The following is a 23520-nucleotide window of genomic DNA, read 5'->3' as shown; positions in this document are numbered from 1 at the left end:
GACCCATTGCTGTAGCGGAACGAAGAGGCTCCCGGGACCGCGTTCCGGGAGCCTCCTCCCGTGTTCAGCCGGTGTTGCCGACGGCGCACTTACCGGATGTACCGGACTCACCCGGACCTACCGGAACTCCCCGGGTGGTCGGTCCCCGGCGGCGGGCATCGCGTCGATCGCCGCCTTGGCGGTCTTGAGCGCCAGTCCGCAGTGGATCTGGAGGAACGCGGCGCACAGGCCGGGGTTGTCGTCGCGGCCGGTCCGGAAGGCGTCGGTCAGGTACGCGGCGCACACCCAGAGCCAGGCCGCCTGGTGGAGTTCCTCGACGACGGCCTCCGGCACGCCGGGCATGTCCACGATGATCTCGGCGGCGTTGATCAGGTCGTCCGCGTCGAGGGCGCCGAGCGTCCCGCCCGGGCGGCTCAGGACGCTGACCGGCAGCGGCAGCCGGTGGAACAGGTCGGCCAGGATCAGGCCGGTGACGGTGAGGCGCTCGACCAGGCTCCCGAGCCGGGCGGTGTGGTCTTCGGACATCGTGTGCTCCTCGTGGTGGTGTCGATCTGCCCGCCGTCCGGGCTCTCACCCCCTCGCGGCGCTACTGGATTCTTAGCACTTTCTACTGGATTTGAAACGAAGCGGAGGCAAGCTCCGCCCATCAGGGCTCGGACATGGGACGACGGGACATGACAAGTCCCGACGGCCACGGCAAAGCGGAAGGCCCCCGGAGGAACCGGGGGCCTTGGGGGCGGCGGTTACGGGGCCCCGGGGGCGGCGCGCGTCAGGTCTTCGCGCACGGCCTTCATCGAGGACCCGCATTCGATGAGGATGTATGTCGCACACAAGCCGGGACCGTCTTCGCCTATCGCCTGGAACCAGGCGACGATATAGACCGCGGCGACCCAGTGCCAGGTGGCGCTGCGCAGTTCGCGGGCTGTCGTCTCGGTGATCCCCGGCATGTCCCTGAGGATCTCGGCCGCGTGGATCAGGTCCGTGGCGGCGATCTCCGGCTGGCTGCCGATGCTGAGCTGGATCGGCAGTGGAAGCATGGTGTACAGGGTGATCAGGGACTTCGCGGCGAGGGTGATCCGGTGGTTGAGATCCTCGACCCGGGCTTTGTGGTCATCGGACATTTCGTCCTCCCTTGTGGTGTTGTCAATCTGCCGCCGTCCGGGCTCTCACCCCCGGGTGGCGCTACTGACTATACAACACTTGTTGCTGAATTTGCAACAACTTCATGGAAGAACGCTGTGATGCCCGGTCTATACCCGTGCCGCATGGGATATGCGCGTACGGGAGCATCAGCGCCGGAACTCGGCAATCTATGCCTGTGTCTTGCGATAGGCGCGACGCTTGGCGATGATCGCGGCGACCTGGTCGGCGGGGAACATCCGCACGCCGTTCTTGACCACCGGCTCGCCGAGCCGGCCCCGCGAGGCGTCCACCCGGACGGTGCCGTAGTCGAGTCCGAATAACTCGGCGATCTCCTGCTGCGTCAGCGGCTGCGAGCCGAGCGCCTTCACGGTGTCCGGGACCTTGTGGAACCGGCGGCCGACCACCGCGGCCACGACGTCGGCCCGGTCGTACTCGACGAACCGGCCGCGCTTGCCGATCGGCTCGGGCCAGTCCGCGGCCCGCACCCAGTCGTTCACGGTGCCCGGCGGAACCCCGTAGAGCTCGGCGATCTCCGGCTTGATGATCCCTGGCCTTTCCATCCTTCGCTTCTCCTCACAGTCGATCGGCGCCACGGGAATCGGCACCACGGGAAGGGCGCCCCGGTGGCTCCGGGGCGCCCTCGCGCCTCACCGCTGTCCGGTGAACCGCTTCGGCGGCCAGTCGGCTCCCAGCTCGACCACCGCCTGGCGCGCGAAATCGTAGGCCAGATCGGTGTGGTAGAGCGCCGACCGCAGGCCCATCTGGGGTCCGTAGAGACTGCGCCCCTGGGTCAGCAGCATCGCCGCGGTGACCCAGTTCTCGACGCTGTGCCAGGTGAGGTATTGCGCCTTGTCGTCGGCGGTGATCCGGTCGGAGAGCAGATCCCCGGTGTCCCGCAGGGTCCGGACCGCGTCCGGCAGGGTGGCCTTGCGGGCGATGTAGATCGGCTCCGGGAGAATCGTGAGCAGCTCCGCGATGATCTGCACCAGTTCCAGCAGATGCCGGCCCGCCCGGGCCCGCTTGACGCCGATGTCCTCTGACACCTTGTCCTCCTTGTGGTGTTGTCAACCTGCCGCCGGCGGGCTCTCACTCCCGCCCGGCGCTACTGATTATACAACTTTAACTACTGGTTTTACAACACCACACCGCTGGGCCCGGCGCCCGGGCACCGCCCTCAGTCGAGCGTGAACCCGGTCAGCTCCCCGCCGGTGACCAGCGCGGTCGCCTCCAGCCCGGGGAGCTGCTCGACCGGGACGCCGAGTTGCTCGGCCAGCCGGCCGGCCGGGAACCACAGTTTGTCGCCGCTGGGCGGCACCACCAGCGCCCGGCAGTCCGCGCCGCGTCCCATCGTCAGCGAGATCCGTACCGGCACCCGGCCGTCGGCGCCCGGAGCCATCCCCCCGGCCGCGTCCGCGCCCGGTTCCGCGCCCGGTTCGGCGCCCGGCTCCGCGGCCGGCTCCTCGACCAGTTCGTCGATCCGGCCCAGCAGGACATCCAACTCGTCTATTTCCACGCTATCCAGTCTCCCATCCGGGGCGTGACGGCATCGGCGACCGGCGGCGGAGGCGGGGTCGCGGCCGTGCGCCCGGGCCCGGGGCGGTCTGGCTGGGGGCTCGGCCGGGAGCGCGTCGGCGGCGTGCTCGTCCCATGCCGATCCAAGCCAGGATTGCCCGCGTGGAGGCTGCCAAACGCGCTATGAGTCAGGAGGCGCAATAGTGCCCGGAAAACCGTCCGCGAAACCAGCCGGACGGGACAAAAAGAGAGGCGGACCCCCGAACTCGGGGATCCGCCTCGTACTACTGGTGGGGCTTAGCAGGCCCCGCCGTCACTCCACACGGCCCACGACTGCGGGTCGGTCGGAACCGCCCCGGTCGAGTACCAGGTGGACTTGTACAGGTGGCCGTTGTAGGTCACCTTGTCGCCGGGGACGTAGGAGGAACTGGCGCTCCACGCGGACACGCCCGCGCAGTTGCCGCCGCCGCCACCGCCGGAGACCGTCAGCGTGAACGTCGCGGTGTGCGTCGCCGTGCCGGATCCGGTGATGGTCAGGGTGTACGTCCCGGAGGCCGCGGTCGCGGCCACCGCCACGCTCAGCGTCGCCGAGCCGCCGGAGGTCACCGAAGTCGGGCTGACCGACGCGGTGACGCCCGCCGGGGCGCCGGAGACCGACAGGCTCACGGTCTGGGCCGCGCCGGAGACCGTCGCGGTGGAGACGGACGCCGTGGTGGAGGCCCCGGGCGCCACGGTGGCGGAGCTCGGGGACACGCTCACGGAGAAGTCTTGACCGGGGTTGGTGGTGGTGACGTTGACCGTGTAGGACGCGGTGTGCGTCCCGGACGGCGCGGTACCGGTGACGGTGACCGCCTTCGAGCCCGTGGCGGCGCCGGAGGAGGCGGACAGGGTCAGGGTGCTGCTCTGGCCGGCGGTCACGGTGGCCGGGTTGAAGGACGCGGTCACGCCGCTGGGCAGACCGGACGCGGTCAGGGTGACCTGCTGGGCGCTGCCGGTGGTGACCGCGGTGGAGACCGTGGTGCTGACCGTGCCGCCCTGGGCCACCGAGCCCGAGCTCGGGTTGACGCTCACCGAGAAGTCGCTGGTCGGCGTGCCGGTGCAGGTCGCCTCACCGGACTGGGCCGGCACGCTCACCGCGGTCCACGCCGCCTTGACGGTGTTGAACAGGCCGCAGGAGGCGTCGAGGTTCTTCGCCGACTGCAGCGTCCACTTGCGGTAGTTCAGGTACGACGAGGCCGAGGTCTTCATCAGCATCGCGTTGTACATGATCTTCTCGGCGTTCTGGATGCCGACGCCGGTGACCGTGGAGCTGTTGCAGGTCGGGCTGCTCGGCTGGCCGTTGGTCGGGCTGGTGCCCTCCGCGACCAGGTAGAACCAGTGGTTGCCGGGTCCGGCCGCGGAGTGCACTTCGCCGCCGGGCACCGAGCTGGAGTAGCAGTTCGGGTCGCCGAGCGCCGAGGGGTTGTACATGTTGCGGATCGGGCCGGAGCCGGTCAGGTTGATCTGCTCGCCGACGGTGAAGTCCGGGACGTCATAAGGCGCCGGCTCGTTGGTGAACCACTCAGTCGCCGCGCCGAAGGTGTCGGCGACGAACTCCTGGGTGCCGTTGCCGGAGATCCCGCCCGGGGTGTGGTCGTCCACGCCGTGGCCCATCTCGTGGGCTATGACGTCGATCGAGCCGATCCACTGGCCGGCCTGGTTGTGGCCGACCTGGACCTGGGAGCCGTCGTAGTACGCGTTGACGTCGTTGAGGCCGACGCGGATCGGCCAGGCGCCGCCGTTGCCGTCCATGCCGTTGCGGTTGTCCCACTGCGCGAGCATCTTGAACTCGCTCTGCGCGCCGTAGAGCGCGTCGACGCAGCCGGTCTCCTTGCTCGACCCGCTGCCGTTGCCCCAGCTGTCGGTGGACTTGGTGAACGTGCTGTTGCTCGCCGCGTCCTGACAGGGCATGTTGCTGATGTTCGGCGTGTTCATCGAGTACGAGCCGGCGGAGCCGGAGGTGTCGATGTGCACCGGGTTCGGGCCGTTCCAGGCGCTGGTGCCGCTGCCGTGCATCACGTGTTCCTGCGTGTGCAGCACGGCGCCGGTCCTGGCGTCGACGTCCACGCTCAGACGGCTGTAACCGTCGTCGCCGGTGCCGTCGACAGTGGTCTGCCAGGCCAGGGTGGCCGGACCGGTGCCCAACGCGTAGACGACCAGCTGGGTGCCCTCGACCTTGGTCACCGACTTCAGCTGCGCGGACGCCACCGCGGCGCCCTTGTCGCTGGTGAGGGTGGGGGTGGTGGACAGCGAACCGATGGCGTGCTCCTGGGCCACCGAGTTGGTGATGACCGAGCCCGAGCTGTCGGTGACGACGACGAAGTCGCCGCCGACCACCGGCAGGCCCGAGTACGTGCGCAGGTACGGCACGTACTGGATGCCGCTGGAGGAGATGACCTGCTGCCGCTGGAACTGGTCGTTCGCGCTGGCGAACAGCGCCGCCGGCCGAGCGGCGACCAGCGCGTCAGCGCTCGCCGCGGCCAGGGACTGCGCGTTCGGTGCGACCGGCGCAGGGGTGGCCGCCGTGGCGGGTGTGACGGCCAGCGCGGTGATACCGGCCGCTACGGCAGTGCCGGCGGCCAATCCGACGGCGAGCATCCTCGACGTCGTCCGGCGCTTGTTGAGATGTGGCGATCTCACGAGTTTCCTTTCGCGGGAGTGTTGCGAAGGGTGTGCGGAGAGTACGCGCGCCCATGCTTGGTGGCAGGGCGCGACGCAGAACGCAGGTATCTCGACCCGGTGCCGGATTCAGGTCGCGAACGCTGACGTCCGCTGGGGAACGTAATCGCGTGCATGCCGGACGTCAACGGGTATCAAAGCGTTAAATCGGCGGCGCCCGGCCCCGGTCCGCCGGTCCGGGTCGTGACCTCGGTGAACGCCGCTACTACATGGCATCCCTACGCCTTGTATCAGGGCACGTCTTGGCGACTCTTGTTTCTGGAGTTCGCCCCCCACGCCCCCACCCAGCACGGAGAAACGACTGATGCTCAGGGTCTGACAGCACGAGTCGTAAGCCATAAGCCACAAGTCGTAAGCCGCAAGCCGTAGGTCCATCGGCCGATGTCCGCCGCCGGCCGTCCGGGAGATCATGGCAGCCGGGAAGCTGGGCAGCCATGCGGAGAGGAACAGGCGGATGGATGCGGTGGACTGGGTCGACATCCCGGCCGGATTGCTACGCCGGGGAACACCGACCGGCGAGATCGCGAGTGTGGCCGAGCGCTATGCCGACACCGGTGTGCCGGTGCAGTGGTATCTGAAAGAGGCGCCGCGCGCAGAGGTCCATGTCCCGGCGTTCCGGATCGCCCGCACTCAGGTCACCGTCGCTCAGTGGACGCTGTTCGCCGAGGCCACCGGGAGGCCGGCCGCGCACGGCCCGGCGGACCACCCGGTCATCGGCGTCGACTGGGAGTCGGCGACGGCGTACTGCCGCTGGCTCGGCGCCCGGCTCGACGGCCAGGACGTGCGCCTGCCCACCGAGGACGAATGGGAGCGTGCGGCCCGCGGTGACGACGCCCGCGAATTCCCCTGGGGCGACCACTATCGGATCGGCCTGGCCAACCTGATGGACCTCGGCATCGGCACCACCACCCCGGTCGGGTCCTTCCCCGACGGCGCCAGCCCGTTCGGCGTGCTGGACATGGCGGGCAACGCCGACGAGTGGACCTCCACTCCCTATGCGCCGTATCCGGGTGCCCCGGCCGAGGTACCCGCCACCGAGGACTGGGCCTTCGACCGGCACATCACCCGGGGCGGCGCGTTCCGCCACGACCGCGACCTGGCCCGGTGCGCGCGCCGACATGGCGTGTACGAGCAGGACTTCGCGGCGATCGGCGTGGGCCTTCGCCTCGCGGCGTCAGCACCGGCAGCTGCGTAAAGCGTGGGGCGGACGTGCTGCTGCCGCCGCCCCGACGTCAACGTGCTTCGGCGAGTGCGTGAGTAGCGGATCCCCCGTGGTCGCTGTTGTCCTTACCGCTGCTGGTCGCTCGGCACCGCGTCCGCGGCGAACGTCCCCTGCCCGGGGATCGCCGGTGCGACGCCGAACTTCTCCGCCCCCTCCACCGCGTGCGGCATCGCGGCGATGAAGTGCTGGATGTCAGCGTTCCAGATCCGGTGGAAGTTCAGGCGCGACGGCTTCAGCTCGCCCGGGAACAGGAAGTGCATCCGGCTCCACAGCAGCCAGCCCTTCTTGATGTCCGAGATCGGCGAGGCGGCGATCGGCACGGCGAACATGAAGTCCTTCGGCCGGTTCGTCAGCCGCGCCGCGCGGTGGACCACCAGGCTGGTGTTCGTCAGGGTGATGAAGTAGTACTCCCGCGACGAGTAGATCGCGATGCCGATCAGCCCGCCCACCAGCGGGATCCGCTCCAGCAAGTGGGCCAGCCACGGGCTCATGCCGGTCTCGACGTGGACGCAGGCCACGAACTCCTCACCGGGCGGAGCCACCTGGGAAAGGTTCTGGACGACTTGCTTGCGCATTCCGGCACGCGTCAGCGGCACGGTTCCCCCCTGAGTCAGATGTGTCGCGACCGTGCCCGACACCGCGGAAGCGGAGGTCGGGGCCGCGAAGGCATGCCGAAAGGTATCGATGTTGCGGGCGCGATTCAAGATGAGAATCAGTGCGCGGCAAATACGTCCGAAGGCTCTCGTCCCCTCACAACCTGGCCGAAGTCGCCGGTCGGACGGGACCCGGGCGCCGGGCGGTCCGCAGTGGTATTCGAACGTCAATGCGGTGTGTTCCGCCGGCGGATCCGAAACGCGGGGGAGGGGTTCGCGATGACGCCCGGGAATATTAAGACCGGAACAACGTGAACCATTTCGTAGGTGTTCTCCCGCAAGGGGTTTCGCTATGTTCGAAGTCTGACGAGATTGGCGATAACCTTGCGGCGAAGCGGCTTTGGTACGGAGTCAAGATCTGAATGCGATCGGGCTGACGCATTCTTCCGACGCGGGCTCAGGATGGCCGCGTTCTCCTAGGACCCCGCAGGTCCGTCCCCGGATGCCTCCGTGATGGCCGAAAAAACTGAATTGTGCTGGGGGGATTCTGGGATGCCTGACGGTTTCGAGGCCGACTCCACGTTCCCTGAAATACCAGGGTTCACTGTCAAAGCGAGGATCGGCGCGGGCGGATTCGCGACGGTCTATCTCGCGATGGAGGACGCGTCCCGGAGGGCGTTCGCGCTGAAGGTACCGCATGGCGGCCACGCCCCGAATGAGGACGCGATTCGGCGTTTCACCCGCGAGGCGATCCATTCGCAGGTGGCGCTCGCCGGATCGCTGGTCACCCGCGTCCATTCCTACGATCTGGAATCGAAGCCGCCGTGGCTCGCCACGCCGTACGTTCCTGGTCCGTCGGTGAGCGAGGCGGTGCGCACGGCGGTGCAGGCGACCGGCACCGGATTCCCGACGGAGTTCACCTGGGCGCTGGCGGCACTGCTCATCGACGCGGTCTCGGCCATCCACAACGCCGGCAAGCTGCACCGGGACATCAAGCCCGCGAACGTGCTGCTGGACCGCACCGCGCCGACCATCATCGACCTCGGTCTGATGGGCTTCCTCGTCGACGGCGGGCCCTCCATCACCAGCCATCTCGACAAGATCGGCTCCTACGCCTACTGCCCTCCGGAGCAGATCAGCAAGCTCCTTGAGGCGCGGGAGCCCGCCGACGTCTACGCGCTGGCGGCCACCCTCTACTACGCCGCCACCGGACGGCCGCCGCTTCCCGGGTCCGCGATGGAGGTCCTCGCGGCGCACCACGCCAAGGACTTGCCGAGCGGCGAAGGGCTCAATCTCAAGCTGTGGAAGTTTCTTGAGCCTTGTTTCGCCAAAGAGGCGTCCGCGCGCCCGACTCTGGAGCAGCTGGCCCTCCAGCTGCCGGCCGGCGCGCGGGAGTGGTTCAGCGAGTGGATCCCCGAGACCGTCGCCCTGGAACACCAGCGGTTGCAGCGGCTGCTCGCCAAGCACGAGCTGCTCGAACACACCCGGGAGTTCGGCCCGGAGCTGATGACGCAGATGTTGTTCCCGTCCCAGCGCGAGCCCGAACCCGAGGCCGTCGACCGGACGAAGATCCTGGCCCCGGCCGTGGACCAGACGCCGACCGAGGTCTACACGCCCACCAAAGTCCTGGAGGCGGACGACCTGGAGGGGCCCGGCGGTCCTGGCGCACCGAACCAGCCGAACCAGCCGAACGTGCTGAACCAGCCGAACGTGCCGGATCCGTCGAACGCGCCGGACCCGTCGGCCCTGCCCGACGCGCCTGACACGCCCGACGCCCCCAGCCACAGCGCCGCCCCCGGCATGCGCTTCCGCCCGATGGGCCCGGCGGTGCCGGTGGCCGACGTCGGCCAGGCCGAGGCCCGCGCGCGGCGCGGTCGCGTCCTCAAATCCGCGGCCCGGGTCCTCGGCGACATCCCGGGGGCCTCGCGGGCCCGGCTGGCCCGCCTGGTCCGGCTGGCCGGGGTCGACGACCTCGACGACGCCGAGGCCGACACCGCGCTGCTGGCGGCCCAGGGCGCCGCGGCGGCGGTCCCGGACCGGAACGCCGACCTGGAGGTGCTGATCGCGGCGGTGGCCGAGGGCCGGCTGCCCGGCGCGCTCGTCGCCGAGGTCACGGCGTCCGGTCTCGTTGTGCGGCGCCTCAGCGGCTCGCCCGCCGGCGGGATCGCCGAGGCGGTGGCCACCGTGCCCTGGCCCGGGCAGGGCGGCGGTACGGGCCGGGCGGATCAGAGCCCTGCCGTCCCGGGCCACGCGGGCCATGCCGGCCACCCCGGCCACCCCGGCCACCCGGACCACCCCGGCCACCCAAGCCACGCCGGCCACCCGGGCCACGCCGACCCGGACCTGCTCACCCTCGTCCTCGCCGGCGAACCCCAGGACGCGCCCCTGGACCTGGTCCTGGACCTGGTCCCCGGCCGGCCCGCGGACGGCCCGCTGGACCTGCTGCCGGACCTGCTCCCCGACACCCCGCCGGACCTGCTGCCGGCCGACGGCGCGCCGGACGGTCTGCGGCTGGTCCGCCGGATGGTCCTCCAGGCCCTGCGGGCCCTGCTGGACCTCGCCGCCGACGCCGCGCCGGACACCCCGCTGGTCCTGATCCGCCGGCACCCCGGCTGGCCGCTGCTGAACCTGGTCGCCGACGCCGTGCGCTCCGCCCGCCGGCCGCATCTCGACGCGGCTCTGCGACCCGGCCGCGGCGTGCCCGACATCGTCGCGTCGGTGCTGCGGGTGCTGCCCGCGGCCTGGCCGCTGGCCCTGGTGACGGCGCGCGTCGACGAGGCGACCGGCGAGGTGGCGGCGTACCCGGTGCCCCTGTTCGGCACCGCCGTCCGCCCGGGCGCCGCCGACGCCGTCGTGACCCGGACCCTGCGCGCCCCCGAGGCCACGGCCGAGCCGCTGCTGCTGCCGGTGGTGGCGATGCGGGGCCCGCGCCCGGAGGACTGGGAGACCATCTCGGTCTGGCTGCTCGATCCGCCGCCGCCCGGGTCCGAGCTCAACCTCTCCGTCGCGCTGACGGCCCGGGACCAGGTGGCCGTCCACGTGCCCGGCCGGCCGCCGGGGACCGTCGTCGACGCCGCGAGCACCTGGCAGGCGGTCCGCGGCCGGCTGCCCGCGCGCGCCACCCGGACCCACCGGATCGGCGCCCCGCCCGTGGACCTGGCGGTCACCGTCGAGCTCGGCGCCTCGGACGAGAACCTCGCCCCCCGGCTGCGGTTCCTGGCCGAGGTGCTGGCCGCGGCCGCCGAGGCCGCGGACACCCGGGTCGCGATCGTCGCCTACGGCGACCACCTGCTGGACCCGACCGCGCCGCCGCGCCGCCCGCGCTGGGAGGTCGAGCCCGCCGAGGTGCGCCGCCTGCACGACCCGGAGCTGTTCGTCCGGCCCTTCGGCGACCCCCGGACCGCCGCGGCCTGGGTCGGCGGCCTGAAGCCCGCCCTGGTCGAGCACGACCTGGCGGCGCCGCTGGAGGAGGCGCTCGACGTGCTCGCCGCGCCCGGCTTCGGCTGGCGCCTCGGCGCCCGGCACTCGGTGCTGGCCATCGCCAGCCGTCCGCCGCATCCCCCGACCCACGACGACGTCCACGTCCACCACTGCCCGAACCGGACCGACGCCACCGACGCACTGCACCGCCTCCAGGCCGTGGCCGGCGTCCGCGCCACCGCCGTCCTGGAGCCCCTGGACGCCCACCTGCCGCCGCTGCGCTCCATCCCCTACGACGCGGCCCCGAAGGCCGCCGCGATGTGGGAGACGTTCCTCGGGGACCACACCGGGCCGCTGGCCGGCGCGGACGCCCGCGAGGTCCTGCGCTCGGTCAGCGCCTGGTCCCCGGTCCAGGACGTCGAGGAGGCGGTGCCCATCCCGTTCCTGCTCCACCCGCGGCGACCGCAGGGCCCTGCGACCGCGTGAGTTGAAGACCCCATCCGCCTCGGCGTCCGACAGGAGCCACCCGAAAATGACCTCGCCCCAGAACGACCCGCCGACTCCGGCCCCGAACCCGAACCCGAACATGCATCAGAGCCAGAACCCGAACCAGAACCAGAACCAGAACCCGAACCAGAACCAGAACCCGAACGAGGCCGAGGGATCCGATCCGGCCGAGTCCGCCGGCCGGCGCGCGGTGCCCGGGTTCGGGGGCATCCCGCTCCAGGGCGCCGAACTCGTCGGCCCGCCCGCGCGTCCCGTCGCGACCCGTCGGCTCGCGAGCGAGTCGTCGGTGCCCGCCTCGACCGCGCGTCCGGCGCTTGCTCCGACCACCCCCGCCACCCCGACGTCCGAACCGGACCCGTCGGCCGCGGCGGGCCGAGCGGCGGCCGCCGGTACCGGCGCCGGTGTCGGCACCAGCGGCACGAGCGGCACCAGCACCAACACCGCCACCCCCGCGGGCGCGACCGCCGGTGTCGGCACCGCTGCCACCGCTGCCACCACCGGCACCGCTGCCACCCCCGCCACCGGCCCGACCCTGCACGATTCCACCGCGACCCCGACCGCGTACGACTCCTCGGCGATGACCGCGCCGCCGGAGCGGAACCCCGCGTCCGCGAACGGCGCCACCCGGTCTCCCGCGGCGACCGCCAAGATCACCCTGTGGGGCGGCCCGGCCAGCGGCAAGACCACCTACCTCGGTGCCCTGACCTTCGCCGTGGAGAACTCCGCCGCCGCCGGCCTCGGCGAGTGGACGATGACCGGCGACGACGGCCCGAGCAAGCGCTTCCAGTCCATCGAGCGCAACGGCCTGGTGATCGCCAAAGCCTTCACCACCCACACCGAGACGGTCACCAACCTGAGCTGGACCATGCGCGGCGAGATCGGCGGTTCGCGCATGTCCCGCAAGCGGTTCGCCCTGCGCAAGGCCAAGCCCGAGGGCGAGTACGTCGAGTTCCAGCTGCGGGTGCCCGACGCCCCCGGCGAGGCGTTCGGCAGCGAAGCCCACGACGCCAAAGAGACGATCGTCGACGCCCTGCTGCACTCCGACGGCATGATCTACCTGTTCGACCCGACCGCCGAGCTGCGCGACGCCAACTCCTTCGACTACGTCAACGACGTCCTGGAGGAGCTGAAGTCCCGGGCCCAGGACCTGGACCTGTTCGTCGGGGCCCGGCTGCCGCACCACGTCGCCGTGTGCATCGCGAAGTTCGACGACCCGGTGGTGCACGAGCTGGCCAAGAAGGCCGGGATGCTCGGCCAGGACAGCTTCGGCCAGCCGACCGTCCCGCACAAGCACGCCGAGGCGTTCTTCGACCTGGTCTGCGAGCAGACCAGCCAGTCGGCGACCGCCGTGCGCAACACCCTGCGCGGCGCCTTCCGCGCCGAGCGCCGGCTGTACTTCGTCACCTCCTCGGTCGGGTTCCAGCAGCTGCCGCACAAGAGCACCGGCTACGAGACCTCGGGGCCGTCCAACGTCAACATCTCGGCCAACGGCGACCCGGTCATCAGGACCATGATCCGCCCGATCAACGTGCTGGAGCCGGTGCTGGAGCTGGAGCAGCTGATCCGCCGGAACGGGGCCCGATGAGCGGTCGCGTCCCGATGGACGTCGACTGGGCCTACAGCTCCAAGCGGCCCGGCGACCAGGGCTACCGGGTGCTGTGGGCCAACGGCGGGCCGGACCGGTTCGGATACTTCACCCAGGCCATCGGCTGGATCAACCCCGGCGTCCCGGACCGCCGCCGGGGCGACGTCGGCCAGCCGCCCTGGGTCTCGTTCATCGGGCTGCACATCAAGAACGGCGACCAGTACTTCTCGATGACCGGGATGTCCGTCGTCGACTACGGCGAGGGCCGGGACTCCGGCGGCCGGCCGATCACCGGCACCCGGTTCTTCCTGTTCCCGACCGAGGGCCGGCCCTACCGGTACCGGGCGCTGTGGGCGGCGGCCCGCGAGCAGCGGCTGCCGGAGGGCCTGGACGGGATGCTCCCGCTGTCGGTCGAGGACGGGCCCGAGCCCGTCCCCCACTACCCGGTCAAGGGGCCGATGAACTTCCGGTGGGCGGCCGGGGTGGCCGCGGCGATGCTGGACCGGCGGGTGGTCGTCACCGGTCGGCGCGGGTCGGACCCGGACCGGGCGCTGGCCGATCTGGAGGCGATCCTGGCCCTGCTGCCCGCCGGCTACCGGACCACGCTGCGGGTCGGCACCTGGACGGCGAACAGCCAGATCGTGACCGATCTGGCCTTCGGCGACGAGGACCTGGGCGACAGCAGCACGTACTGGGAGGTGCGCTGGGGCGCCGAGACCGCGGTGCCGGTGGAGCTGCTCAGCGGGACCGCGCAGGACTACTTCCGGCTCCTGACCGGCCTGCACGCCGAGTACGACGGCCGCGGCGACCACATCGTCGCCGGCCTGGCCGTCGCCGACCGCCCGCACGCCCTGGCCTCCGAGCCGGCCTGGGCCGTCGAGGTGGTCAGCACGCTCAACCTGCCGTTCAGCGTCTACCGGCGGATCACCGAGAACGACGTGCTCCGGACCCGCGACGGCGTGCTCGACCCGGACATCGCCGACGACCGGATGCTGGACCTGGTCCTGACCGTGCTCGGCCCCTCCACCCCGGAGGCGTTCGCTGTCGAGCGCCGGACCGCGTTCGTGGACTATGTGCTCCTGCATCCGGACCTGCGGGCCCTGGCCGAAGTTCCGGAGGCCTGGTGGGAGGCCGCGGCCGTCCGGCTGGCCCACCTGGTCGCGAGCACCGAGAACTACGCGGACTACGTGGCCAAGGGCGGCGAGTTCGGCCCCTTTGTCAGCCAGTTCCTGGACGCCGCCGACCTGCTGAGGATGTCCGATCCGGAGGCCGCGGCCCGGCGGGTCGACCGGCTGTGGCGGGTGCTGTTCGGCGCCGTCGCCGGTCCGCACGCGGCGCTGGAGCCCGTCGTCGAGCAGTGGCGGGACTGGCCGGAGCGGTCGACCGCCCCGCTGACGTCGGCGATCGCGGCCCTGGCCCGGGTCCCGGAGCTGATCCGGGCCCTGCTGTTCGACGGCGAGGAGTCGGTCCAGCACGCCCAGGTGCTGGTGCGGCGGCTGGTCACCGAGGTCGGCGCCGAGGACGTCTGGTTCGCCCCGCTGCGGATCGTCCTGCCGGAGAACGACCATCCGCTGCTGTCCACCGACCTGGTCCACTTCGTGCGGCGGGACGAGCGCAACCTGTCCCTGCTCCTGTGGCTGACGCTCGACGGCCGGACCGTCGACACCGTGCTGAACACGGTGGGGGAGTACTTCGTCGGCGAGGCGGCGAAGGCGTTCCGGAACGGTGTCGACGTCCGGCCGACGATGACCGCGTTCGTGACCCGCACGCTGCCCGTGGACACCGGGGACGCCGCCCGGGTCGTCGTCGACTATGTCCGGCTGCTCCTCGATCTGTCCGTGCACCTGTCGCTCGTCGACGGCGTTTCCGTCGACGGATACGCCGCGGAGCTGTCCGCCTTCCTGCGGACCGGCCCCACCGCGCACCTGGACGCCGAGTACGTCACGGAACTGGCCTATGTCGCGTTCACCGGGTCGACGATCCCGAGCTGGGCCGACGCCCTGTTCACCAGTGCCCTGACGGCCGGGTCGCCGCGGGCCCAGGAGACCCTCGTCAACGCCGTCGCGCAGCAGGTCGCCGTTCCCGGCCACGGCGACCGGATCGTCAGCAACCTGGTGTTCAGTCCGGAGTTCTGGGCGCTGCTGCGCGAGCTGGCGCCGGTCGAATACGTGCACGTCATCCAGGCGCCGCTGATCAGCGCGTTGGCCCACGCCGCACAGCGTCCCGCGCCGACCGAGGACCTCGCCCAGACGGCGGCCAGCGCCCTGGCCGGCGGTTGCACGCTCGACGCGGTGTTCAGCGCGCTCGGGAACTGGAAGCACACTGAGGAACCGGCTCACGTGTGCGACCTGCTCGAACGGCTCGCATCCCACACCGCGATGTCGTCGGCGGCTTTGCAGGACCGGGTGGTGCTCGGTGCCTGGGGCGACTCCGCGGCCCAGCGGCTCGCCGATCACCTCGTGACGATCCTCCACCTGACGCTCAAGGACGAGAGCACGCAGAGCCAGGAGACGATCACCACAGCGCGCCAGACCAAGGAAGGCATCCGGAACGAGCGCAACCGGTTCGCCGACTGGAAGAAGAACCAGCAGCGCTCGTTCGAGCAGACAAAGCGCGACGCCCATGCCGACGCGAAGCGAGAGATGGAACGCGCGGTCCTGGAGGCCTCGACGACGTACGAGGCCGCGATCACCAAGCTGGAGGCCAACGCCAGAAAGCGAGCGTTGGCCTGGGACAAGGGCGACCAGCAGGTCCAGGAGGAGATCGCCGCCGCCGAGCAGCAGCTCAAAGTGGCGCAGGAGAAGTACCTGGCCGAGATCGACCGAGTCCGCGAGCTGTACGACAACGGCCAGGCGCGGACGCTCGCCGTGCCCTTGCCGCCGCCGCCCCGCCGCACGGGCCGGGGCCGTCGGAGCGTGCTGCCGCCGGTGACGTCCGGTGGTGGCGGTGGTGGCGGTGGCGGTACAAGCGGTGGCAGTACTGGCGGTGGTCTTGCCGGTGCTGGCGCCGGCCACCCAGCTGCCAGACCGGATCCAGTAGGGCCGGACAACCAGCGGCCGTCCACGTCCGGGGCGTTGGAGCGGTACTCGCCCAAAGGCCCGGCGGACTCCCAACCCGGTGTTCCGACCGACGACCCGGGCACGCACGCCGAGCCGAAGCAGAAGAAACGTCGCTTCCGCAAATTCTTCGGGCTCGCGGTCCCCGGCGCCGAGGACCAGCAGCCCGACCCGTCCGACCAGCAACGTCCGAACGTCGAGAGCTGACCGCGACCGGCCCACCGCACTTGCTGGCTGCCCCGTCGGCAGCCCCGCGGCCGGCCTCGCCAGCACCGACCCCACCCCGACCCGCCCCACGGGTCCCACGGCAGAACAGGACACCCGAGCATGTCTCACCGACGCAGCGGAACCCTCCGCCGCCGGGTGGCGGCGCTCCTCGCCGTCACCGCCTTCGCCTGGACCTCCGCCGGAGGTCCCTCGGCCGCCGGGACGGGGAACGCGGGACCGGCGCCGGCGCCCGCCCTCCCAATAGCGCACGCCGCCCCGCAAGCCACTATCGAGGAGATCATCTCGGCACTGGGCGCGGACAAGGTCCCAGTGAACTACGTCGTCCTCGTCGACGTGTCGGGCTCGATGCTCCAAGACCACCTCTACGACAACGTGCGCACCGCGCTGCCGGACCTCGTCGCCGCACTGGGGCCGGACGACAAGATCGCGATCGACACCTTCGGCGACGGGCCCGACCCGATCCGCCCGCTGGCGCCGGCCGCCGCCTTCCCCCCGGCGGCCAAGGCGCTGGACCACGTGGAGGTCGACTCCACCGCGAGTACCGACATGGGCGGCGCGCTGGCCATGGCGCTCAGCCAGCTGTCCGCGAAGCCCGTGGCCCAGGTCGGCGTCGTGCTGCTGCTCACCGATGGCAAGCCCGACATCAGCCCGGCGATCAGCAAATACGCGATGGCCGGGGTCAACAACGACAGCACCAAGGACGCCATCGCGGCCGGTATCGCGAAAAGCCGACCCTGGCTGGACATCCGTGACGGATTCGCCGCCCTGGCCGCGCCCCCCGACACCATGACCGTCCTGGGCTGCGGACTCCCGCTGCGGCCCGGCCAGGAACTCAAGGACGACTTGGGCGCGGTCGTCAGCAGCGTCTTCACGAACGCCTATGTCGACAGCACCCCCGGTGCCGCCACACTGCACGACTTCGTCCAGACCGCGCAGTCCACGGCCCGGATCCAGCAGGTCGCCGCCAAGGTCAAGGGGGACAACGGCGCGACGGTGACCGCCGCGCTGAAGATCGCGGGGCTCGACGACCCGACCACCCCGCTGGACCTGAGCACCGGAACCGCCGCCGCGACCGTGACCCTGACCAACACCGCGGCCGCCATCCCGATGACCGTCTCGAACCTGCGCCTGGACCCGTCCGGAACCATCGGGATGTCGGTGACGGGCCTGGCCGCGTCGTACGACCTCGCGCCCCGCCAATCCCTGCCGATCCCGGTCACGCTGCACTGGCCGGTGCCGTCCGCCAAGAGCCTGGGCGGCGACCCGGTCGACCGGGCCGGCGGGCTCCGGCTCAGCGGCACCGTCGGCTCTCCCTGGACCAAGGCGATCACCGAGAAGGTCGACAACACCTTCACCACCAAGACCGCCCTCGCCCCCGTGGCACTCAGCATCGCAGGACACGAAGCCGGGACGGTCGACACCATGCAGATCGCGCTCATCGTCCTGATCGTGCTGGCGCTCGCCGCCCTGGGGGTCGTCGCCTGGCGGCTGGCCCCGGCCCCGCTGGCCGGCCGGCTGGAGGTGGAGGCCAACGGCGCCACCCACACCTACGACCTCACCGGCCGCCACCAGAAGCTGGGCACCGTCAGCCTCGGCGGCGCCGAGGCGACGATCCGGCTCCGCGGCCCGATCCGCGACCGCGGCCAGGGCGGGGCCGGCGTGCAGTGCCGTCCGTCCGAGCGGGCGCGCGGGCGCAAGTCCGGGTTCTGCCCGCGGAACGACGTGCTCATCCTGACCGGCCGGTGGCAGTTCCGGCACCTGCCGGACTGACGCCCTCCCGCTCCCGCGACGGGCGCCGCCCCGTGCCACGGGACGGCGGCCGTCGCGCTGAGCCCGCCGCGCCGAAACCGTGAAACCGCCTGTGAAACCGCCCGTGAAATCAGCCGTGAAGGAAAATTCGCACCGCCACGTCTTCGTGAAGGTTCATTGACCGGCCCGAGGCGGGTTCCTACTTTCACATCTCGTAACAGGCCGCGCAGCTGATCCCGGAACCCTCACCGGGACCGCGGCCGACTCCCTGGTGCACCGCGACGGCGATACCGGCTTGCCTTCCGCCGGCCCATCGACCCGCGCGGCGCCCACGAGATGAAAGGTCCGTTCCCACCATGAGTGCGAGATCTTCCGCTCGGCAAGCGCGGTTGTGGGCGCTTCCCCTGAGCGCCGCCGGGGCGGTGACAGCGGCGGCGACCATCCTGTCGGTCGTCCCCGCCGCCGCCTCGGCGGCCCCCGCCGGCCCGGCCGCGTCGCAGACCACGAACGCGGTCGGGGTCGCGTCGGACGCGGGCCACCCGGCGCGCGCGGCGCGCGTCGGCGACACCGCCGCCGCCACGCCGATGTCCGTCGCCATAGCCCTGCGCCCGCGCGACGCCGCCGGTTTGGAGCAGTTCGCGAAGGACGTCAGCGACCCGGCGTCGTCGCTGTTCCGGCACTTCATCACCCCGGCGGAGTTCAACCAGCGGTTCGCCGCCACGCCGGGGCAGGTCGACCAGGTCCGGCGGTACCTGGCGGCGCAGGGCCTGACCGTCACCGGGGTCTCCGGCAACCGGCAGGTCGTCGACGCGACCGGGTCGGCGGCGCAGATCTCGGCGGCCTTCGGTACGCACGAGGCTGACTACACGCTCGGCGGCCGGAGCTACCGCATGGCCGAGGGCGTCGTTCGGCTGCCGGCCGACGTGGCCGGCCTGGTGAGCTTCGTCGGCGGCCTCTCGGACGCGCCGGTCGCGACGCACGGTGCGCAGGCCGGGCAGAACGCGCAGTCTGGCCAGCTCGGGCAGGTCGGGCAGAACGCGCAGTCCGGCCAGTCCGGCCAGTCCGGCGCCGCGCAGCCGGGCGGTTCCGGCCCGAGCGGCGGCGAGAGCCCGTCGGACCTGATCAACGCCTACAGCATGAGCAACACCGTCTCCTCCCAGGGCGGCAGCGGAAAGACCGTCGGCATGCTGGAGTTCGACGGCTTCAAGCAGTCCGACATCGACACCTTCACCCGCCAGTTCAGCCTTCCGGGCATCACGCCGACCGTGGCCAAGGTGGACGGCGGCGTCACCAGCCTCGGCAGCGGGCAGATCGAGGTCACGCTCGACATCGACTCGGTCGCCGTCTACGCGCCCAAGGCCGCGCAGATCGTCTACGAGGCCCCGAACACCGACTCGGCGTGGACCGACGAGTGGGCCAAGGTCGCCAGCGACAACAAGGTCGACGTCTTCTCAGGGTCCTGGCTCCTGGGCGAGTCCTGCGAGTCCTCGCCGATCGCCGCCACCCACGACGACGTCAACCAGATGGTTTCGCAGGGCATTACCATCGTCTCCGCCTCCGGCGACTGGGGCGGCCACGGCTGCGGCTACAACGGCGACAACTCCACCATCACCGCCGACTACCCGGCCAGCGACCCCGGCATCACCGGCGTCGGCGGCACGCACCTGACCACCGGCTCCGGCGGCGGCTACTCGGCCGAGTCGGTGTGGAACAGCGGTTCCACCGGCAACACCCGCTCCGGCGGCGGCTACTCCTCGGTCTACGCCACCCCGTCGTGGCAGAGCGCCGTCAACAGCAACAAGATGCGCGGCGTGCCCGACGTCGCCGACGCCGCCGACCCCAACGCCGGCGGCCTGTCCATCAACCTGAACGGCGGCTGGGAGAGCGTCGGCGGCACCAGCGAGGCCGCGCCGCTGTGGGGCGGCTACCTCGCCGACGCCGGACAGCTCGCGGGCAAGCGGCTGGGCAACCTCAACCCGACGATCTACCAGGTCGCGGGCAGCTCCAAGTACGCGACCGACTTCCACGACGTGACGCAGGGCAACAACGACACCTACAGCGCCACCACCGGCTGGGACCTGGCGACCGGCTGGGGCACGCCGATCGGGGACAAGCTGATCGGGGACCTGACCAACGTCAGCACGCCCCCGCCGCCGACCAACGACTTCTCGCTGACGCTGGCGCCGGCCTCCGGCTCGGTGCAGGCCGGGCAGTCGGTGACGAGCACGGTGACCACCAAGGTCACCAGCGGCTCGGCGGAGAGCATCACGCTGTCGGCCTCCGGGCTGCCGACCGGCGCCACGGCCACCTTCAACCCGGCGTCGGTCACCGGTGGCGCAAGCAGCACCCTGACGATCGCCACCACGTCGTCGACCCCGGCCGGCACCTACACGGTGACCGTCACCGGCGCCGACACCGACGCGACGCACAGCGCCGCCTTCAGCCTCGGCGTCACCACGCCCGGCGGGGGCGGTGGCAACGACGTCAAGAACGGCGGCTTCGAGTCCGGCACCCTCGGCAGCTGGACGCGCAGCGGCACCGCGAGCGTGGTGACCGCGCCGGTGCACGGCGGCGGCTACGCGGCGAAGATCGGCCCCGGGGGCTCGGGCAGCTACACCTCCGGGCTGTCGCAGACCTTCACCGCGACCTCCGCCGGGCCGTTGAACGTCTGGTACGCGCAGGCGTGCGTCGGGCAGTTCCCGTTCGGCTTCGGGAGCATCACGCTGACCGACAACACGTCCGGGACGTCGCAGACGCTGGCGCAGCCGCAGTGCAGCAGCCCGCGGGCGGCGAGCTACGTCAAGGCGAGCGCGAACCTGGTGTCAGGGCACAGCTACACCCTCGCGGCGCAGAACCAGGACTTGTCCTCCGCGTACTTCGGGTCGTCGTCGGTGCTGTACCTCGATGACGTGACCGACGGGAGTTCCGTCTAGCGCCGGCCGGGCCGGACCGGCCAGGGACGAGCCGGGGCGGAGCTGTGAAACTTCACAGCTCCGCCCCGGCGGCGCGGTTCCCGCCGAGGCCGGCGCGGGTGCTCCTTCACAGCGGCCCGCCCGGCCTTCACAACGGCGGGCCGAGCCGCGCGCCGAGGCGGCGGCACGCCTTGCTGGTGCCGGTCCGGGGGAGGATGCTCAAGGGTCTACGAAGGTCGGGCATCGGGAAGTCCGCGCAGATTCGCACGCCGAGGTGGTGGCCAGATGGACGATGCGGCGCTTCCGGGGAGCCTGCGGGCCGAGGTGATGCCGGCGGGGGCGGGCCGCGACCTGCGGAGCCCGTGGCATCAGCGCCCTGGGACAGCCCCGATCCTCTCGCCGGACTTCGCCGCCGCACTGCGCGGCGGCCCGCTGCACACCGCACTCGACCTGGCGATCAAACGCCGCGGCATCAGCCTCGAAGCCCTGCAACGCCGCCTGGCCGAACGAGGCGTCCACGTCGGGCTGTCCACGCTCAGTTACTGGCGCCGCGGCCGCCGCCACCCCGAGGGGGAGCGCTCGGTCCAAGCGCTGCGCGCCCTGGAAGCCGTCCTCGGCATCCCCGACAACTCCCTGGTCGCCCACACCGCCGCCACCCCGGGCGGCCGCCGCTCCACCGGCCGGCGCCCGTCTCCGGTGACCCTGGACCACACCATCGGCCTGACCCGGGAACGCATCGCGGCCATGTCCGGCATCGACCTCGACGCGAACCTCCGGCTCGACCTCATCCAGACCCACTACGTGGTCTCCATCGACGCCGACCGCGCCGAACGGCACATCACCTTCAGCTGCGCGGTGAGCTGCCGCACGGACGGCGCGGACCGGTACACGATCCTCTACGACACCCGCGCCGCCTCCACGACACCGGTGATCGAGAAAAGCACGTCCTGCCGCATCGGCCGCATCCGCACCGAACCCGGCCACGGCGTCCTGGCCGCGGAAATGCGCTTCGACTATCCGCTGCACACCGGCGAGACCTACATATTCGGCTTCGACATCTCCGTCGTGGGGGAGCCGACCCAGAGCGCCTATTTCGAGCACGGACTGCGAGTCCCGTGCCCGCAGTTCCTGCTGGAAGTGCACTTCGACCGCGCGACCCTCCCGGTCGGCGCCTACCGCTACGTGCGACGCGGCCAGGAACCGACCGAGGACTCCGCCGCCGAACTGACGCTGGGCGCCAGCGCGACGGTGCACGCGGTGACCCTGGACGCCCAGCCGGGGGTCCACGGAGTGCGGTGGGACTGGGAGTAGTGGCTCATGATTGTTCCAGCCGTCCAGGGAGGGAACCCCATGAACCAACTGCACGCCTACATCGACGCCTGGCGCCGCCACGACATCGCCGGAGTGCTGTCCACCCTGACCGAACAATGCGTGGTCATCGAATGCTACGGCCCCATCTACCGAGGCCACCCCCGGATCGAGCAATGGATGCGCACCTGGTTCGACACCGGCGGCACCGTCGACGACTGGAAGATCACTACCCACACCGAGTCCGGCACCACCCTGACCGCCGAATGGATCTTCTCCTGCACCTCCCACGGCGAAGCCGCCACCTTCGAAGGCGCGACCATAGCCAGACTCGACGGCGCCAAGATCGCCTACCTCCGCGAGTACGCGACCTCGGCGCCGCTCTACGATTGGACGGGGGTTTGGCGGGATTAGAGCTTAACAACAAATTGATTTACGAGCGCTGATTCAAATGCTCAACGCCCCTGGAGCGTCGCCATGGACGCGGCCGCATTCGGTCATCGCCAGCCAGCCCGAGCCTTCCTTGACCGTCCGCGGACCGAGGCCGGACGGATCGACCGAAGTCCGGCCGGCGATCGTGGCGCCGTCGCATTTATCGGGAATCTTCAGGTCCCGCTTCACCTGGAGATAGCGGCGGTGGAACGCACCCGGCTCGCTGAGATCCACATCGACGAACGCGTCCAGCGGGAACAGGTTCTCGTGGGGGAGGGCGAACCCGATCTCCGCCTCGTGGCGCCCTCCGACCAGCGCGGATGGTGCTGAGCGCCGCGCAGCGGGCCTTGACCAGATCGTGGTCATCGCTGTCCGTGCTCTCGGTGCGGCCTCCGGGATGGAGGTCGTCCGAAGGAGCACCGAAAACCAGCCGCCATCCGTCGAGTACTGGAGACACGTAGACCCGTTGGTGTCGGGCATGCGGTGTCTTGTGAGCCAGGGCGTGACGGTCATGGTTCCAGGCGCTCGCACCCAGCCGCATGGTCACCGGAACCGGGTCGGCTCAGGTATCTCAGTGAGCTGTTTCACCGCGACGAGACGCTGGAGTGCGGCGCGGTTCCGGGCGTCCAGCGCGTCCCGGCCGCCGATCTCCGCCAAAGCTGTCAAAGCCGTCATCCGTCGCAGGCGGTCCGTACCCGGCGTACGCCTGATGCGCCGCAGGGCCGCCGCCACCGGCTCGCCGAGCGACCCGAGAGCCCACACGGCGCGCTGCCGCACTTCCTCGTCCTGGTCGTCGAGCAGCTCCAGAAGCAGGTCCGCGTAGGCGATGCCGTCAGCTCCCAAATGTTGCACCAGCACCCCGGCGTTCATGCGTACCCTCCACCGCGGCGCAGGTGCTCCGGCAGATCGGAGACCCGGCGGCGCGGCCATTGATCGACATCATCGACCATTCGATCGGCGAACTCTCGTCGCACAAGTGCTCGATCAGCGGCGTGACCGCCGCGGCCCCGTAGCCGCTCATCGCCCGCGCCGCCGCCGATCGGATGTCCTTGTCCGCGGACCCCAGCGAACGTATCTCCGCCTCGAAGACCACGAATCGGCACCTCGCCCTTCCTGCTCACGGTTCCGCGCGGGG

General features: G+C 71.2%; 18 protein-coding genes. 8 read left to right on the top strand and 10 right to left on the bottom strand.

The window, feature by feature from the left end:
- Positions 1 to 117: 117 nt before the first annotated feature.
- The 6 genes from ABD481_RS24395 to ABD481_RS24370 all read right to left on the bottom strand — a co-directional run bounded on the left by ABD481_RS24395 (position 118) and on the right by ABD481_RS24370 (position 5292).
- Complete coding sequence (locus ABD481_RS24395) at positions 118 to 525, bottom strand: hypothetical protein (protein ID WP_344668073.1); 408 nt, start codon at positions 523 to 525, stop codon at positions 118 to 120.
- A 218-nt stretch (positions 526 to 743) separates the two neighbouring features.
- Entirely contained in the window at positions 744 to 1121 is a 378-nt protein-coding gene (locus ABD481_RS24390; protein WP_344668072.1) for a hypothetical protein, read from the bottom strand.
- A gap of 189 nt (positions 1122 to 1310) precedes the next feature.
- Positions 1311 to 1703, bottom strand: coding sequence for an RNA polymerase sigma factor sigma-70 region 4 domain-containing protein (locus ABD481_RS24385; protein ID WP_344668071.1), 393 nt, complete (start codon positions 1701 to 1703; stop codon positions 1311 to 1313).
- Between the two features lie 87 nt (positions 1704 to 1790).
- Positions 1791 to 2186, bottom strand: a complete 396-nt coding sequence (locus ABD481_RS24380) for a hypothetical protein (protein ID WP_344668070.1) — start codon at positions 2184 to 2186, stop codon at positions 1791 to 1793.
- 131 nt (positions 2187 to 2317) lie between these two features.
- Complete coding sequence (locus ABD481_RS24375) at positions 2318 to 2656, bottom strand: hypothetical protein (RefSeq protein WP_344668069.1); 339 nt, start codon at positions 2654 to 2656, stop codon at positions 2318 to 2320.
- 296 nt (positions 2657 to 2952) lie between these two features.
- The gene (locus ABD481_RS24370; RefSeq protein ID WP_425559270.1) at positions 2953 to 5292 is read right to left on the bottom strand and encodes a M4 family metallopeptidase; all 2340 of its coding nucleotides are present in this window, start codon (positions 5290 to 5292) and stop codon (positions 2953 to 2955) included.
- Positions 5293 to 5827: 535 nt separating this feature from the next.
- Here ABD481_RS24370 and ABD481_RS24365 point away from each other — a divergent pair.
- The gene (locus ABD481_RS24365; RefSeq protein ID WP_344668067.1) at positions 5828 to 6568 is read left to right on the top strand and encodes a formylglycine-generating enzyme family protein; all 741 of its coding nucleotides are present in this window, start codon (positions 5828 to 5830) and stop codon (positions 6566 to 6568) included.
- Positions 6569 to 6660: 92 nt separating this feature from the next.
- On the opposite strand, the gene ABD481_RS24360 is transcribed toward ABD481_RS24365, so the two are convergent.
- Positions 6661 to 7191: a hypothetical protein gene (locus ABD481_RS24360; RefSeq protein ID WP_344668066.1), complete on the bottom strand. Its 531-nt coding sequence runs from the start codon at positions 7189 to 7191 to the stop codon at positions 6661 to 6663.
- 549 nt (positions 7192 to 7740) lie between these two features.
- On the opposite strand from ABD481_RS24360, the gene ABD481_RS24355 reads away from it, so the two are divergent.
- The 7 genes from ABD481_RS24355 to ABD481_RS24325 all read left to right on the top strand — a co-directional run bounded on the left by ABD481_RS24355 (position 7741) and on the right by ABD481_RS24325 (position 22367).
- On the top strand, positions 7741 to 11094 hold the full coding sequence (locus ABD481_RS24355; protein WP_344668065.1) for a protein kinase domain-containing protein: 3354 nt from the start codon (positions 7741 to 7743) through the stop codon (positions 11092 to 11094).
- A 46-nt stretch (positions 11095 to 11140) separates the two neighbouring features.
- Complete coding sequence (locus ABD481_RS24350; RefSeq protein WP_344668064.1) at positions 11141 to 12700, top strand: hypothetical protein; 1560 nt, start codon at positions 11141 to 11143, stop codon at positions 12698 to 12700.
- Positions 12697 to 15963: a hypothetical protein gene (locus ABD481_RS24345; protein ID WP_344668063.1), complete on the top strand. Its 3267-nt coding sequence runs from the start codon at positions 12697 to 12699 to the stop codon at positions 15961 to 15963. The genes ABD481_RS24350 and ABD481_RS24345 overlap by 4 nt, the downstream gene beginning before the upstream one ends.
- A gap of 120 nt (positions 15964 to 16083) precedes the next feature.
- Complete coding sequence (locus tag ABD481_RS24340; RefSeq protein ID WP_344668062.1) at positions 16084 to 17754, top strand: VWA domain-containing protein; 1671 nt, start codon at positions 16084 to 16086, stop codon at positions 17752 to 17754.
- A gap of 335 nt (positions 17755 to 18089) precedes the next feature.
- The gene (locus tag ABD481_RS24335; protein WP_344668061.1) at positions 18090 to 20666 is read left to right on the top strand and encodes a protease pro-enzyme activation domain-containing protein; all 2577 of its coding nucleotides are present in this window, start codon (positions 18090 to 18092) and stop codon (positions 20664 to 20666) included.
- Between the two features lie 264 nt (positions 20667 to 20930).
- Positions 20931 to 21956, top strand: coding sequence for a helix-turn-helix domain-containing protein (locus tag ABD481_RS24330; RefSeq protein ID WP_344668060.1), 1026 nt, complete (start codon positions 20931 to 20933; stop codon positions 21954 to 21956).
- 39 nt (positions 21957 to 21995) lie between these two features.
- Entirely contained in the window at positions 21996 to 22367 is a 372-nt protein-coding gene (locus tag ABD481_RS24325; protein WP_344668059.1) for a nuclear transport factor 2 family protein, read from the top strand.
- A 33-nt stretch (positions 22368 to 22400) separates the two neighbouring features.
- Here the strand turns inward: ABD481_RS24325 and ABD481_RS24320 are convergent, their stop codons facing one another.
- From ABD481_RS24320 to ABD481_RS24310, 3 genes are all read right to left on the bottom strand, one after another.
- On the bottom strand, positions 22401 to 22865 hold the full coding sequence (locus ABD481_RS24320) for a hypothetical protein (protein ID WP_344668058.1): 465 nt from the start codon (positions 22863 to 22865) through the stop codon (positions 22401 to 22403).
- Between the two features lie 63 nt (positions 22866 to 22928).
- A complete protein-coding gene (locus ABD481_RS24315; RefSeq protein WP_344668057.1) occupies positions 22929 to 23255 on the bottom strand; it encodes a HEAT repeat domain-containing protein in 327 nt (108 codons plus the stop codon).
- Positions 23218 to 23478, bottom strand: coding sequence for a hypothetical protein (locus ABD481_RS24310; protein ID WP_344668056.1), 261 nt, complete (start codon positions 23476 to 23478; stop codon positions 23218 to 23220). Before ABD481_RS24310 ends, ABD481_RS24315 begins: the two co-directional genes overlap by 38 nt.
- Positions 23479 to 23520 lie beyond the last annotated feature (42 nt).

Source organism: Catenulispora yoronensis (assembly GCF_039531695.1).
Lineage (GTDB): Bacteria > Actinomycetota > Actinomycetes > Streptomycetales > Catenulisporaceae > Catenulispora > Catenulispora yoronensis.
The sequence above is the reverse complement of the archived record's forward strand: the minus strand, read 5'-3'. Positions and strand labels throughout refer to the sequence as shown.

What these genes read in the sequence shown, in the direction of transcription:
- ABD481_RS24395 (WP_344668073.1), bottom strand. Translation starts at nt 525, where the DNA reads ATGTCCGAAGACCACACCGCCCGGCTCGGGAGCCTGGTCGAGCGCCTC.
- ABD481_RS24390 (WP_344668072.1), bottom strand. Translation starts at nt 1,121, where the DNA reads ATGTCCGATGACCACAAAGCCCGGGTCGAGGATCTCAACCACCGGATC.
- ABD481_RS24385 (WP_344668071.1), bottom strand. Translation starts at nt 1,703, where the DNA reads ATGGAAAGGCCAGGGATCATCAAGCCGGAGATCGCCGAGCTCTACGGG.
- ABD481_RS24370 (WP_425559270.1), bottom strand. Translation starts at nt 5,292, where the DNA reads ATGCTCGCCGTCGGATTGGCCGCCGGCACTGCCGTAGCGGCCGGTATC.
- ABD481_RS24365 (WP_344668067.1), top strand. Translation starts at nt 5,828, where the DNA reads ATGGATGCGGTGGACTGGGTCGACATCCCGGCCGGATTGCTACGCCGG.
- ABD481_RS24355 (WP_344668065.1), top strand. Translation starts at nt 7,741, where the DNA reads ATGCCTGACGGTTTCGAGGCCGACTCCACGTTCCCTGAAATACCAGGG.
- ABD481_RS24350 (WP_344668064.1), top strand. Translation starts at nt 11,141, where the DNA reads ATGACCTCGCCCCAGAACGACCCGCCGACTCCGGCCCCGAACCCGAAC.
- ABD481_RS24345 (WP_344668063.1), top strand. Translation starts at nt 12,697, where the DNA reads ATGAGCGGTCGCGTCCCGATGGACGTCGACTGGGCCTACAGCTCCAAG.
- ABD481_RS24340 (WP_344668062.1), top strand. Translation starts at nt 16,084, where the DNA reads ATGTCTCACCGACGCAGCGGAACCCTCCGCCGCCGGGTGGCGGCGCTC.
- ABD481_RS24335 (WP_344668061.1), top strand. Translation starts at nt 18,090, where the DNA reads ATGAGTGCGAGATCTTCCGCTCGGCAAGCGCGGTTGTGGGCGCTTCCC.
- ABD481_RS24330 (WP_344668060.1), top strand. Translation starts at nt 20,931, where the DNA reads ATGGACGATGCGGCGCTTCCGGGGAGCCTGCGGGCCGAGGTGATGCCG.
- ABD481_RS24325 (WP_344668059.1), top strand. Translation starts at nt 21,996, where the DNA reads ATGAACCAACTGCACGCCTACATCGACGCCTGGCGCCGCCACGACATC.
- ABD481_RS24320 (WP_344668058.1), bottom strand. Translation starts at nt 22,865, where the DNA reads ATGCCCGACACCAACGGGTCTACGTGTCTCCAGTACTCGACGGATGGC.
- ABD481_RS24315 (WP_344668057.1), bottom strand. Translation starts at nt 23,255, where the DNA reads ATGAACGCCGGGGTGCTGGTGCAACATTTGGGAGCTGACGGCATCGCC.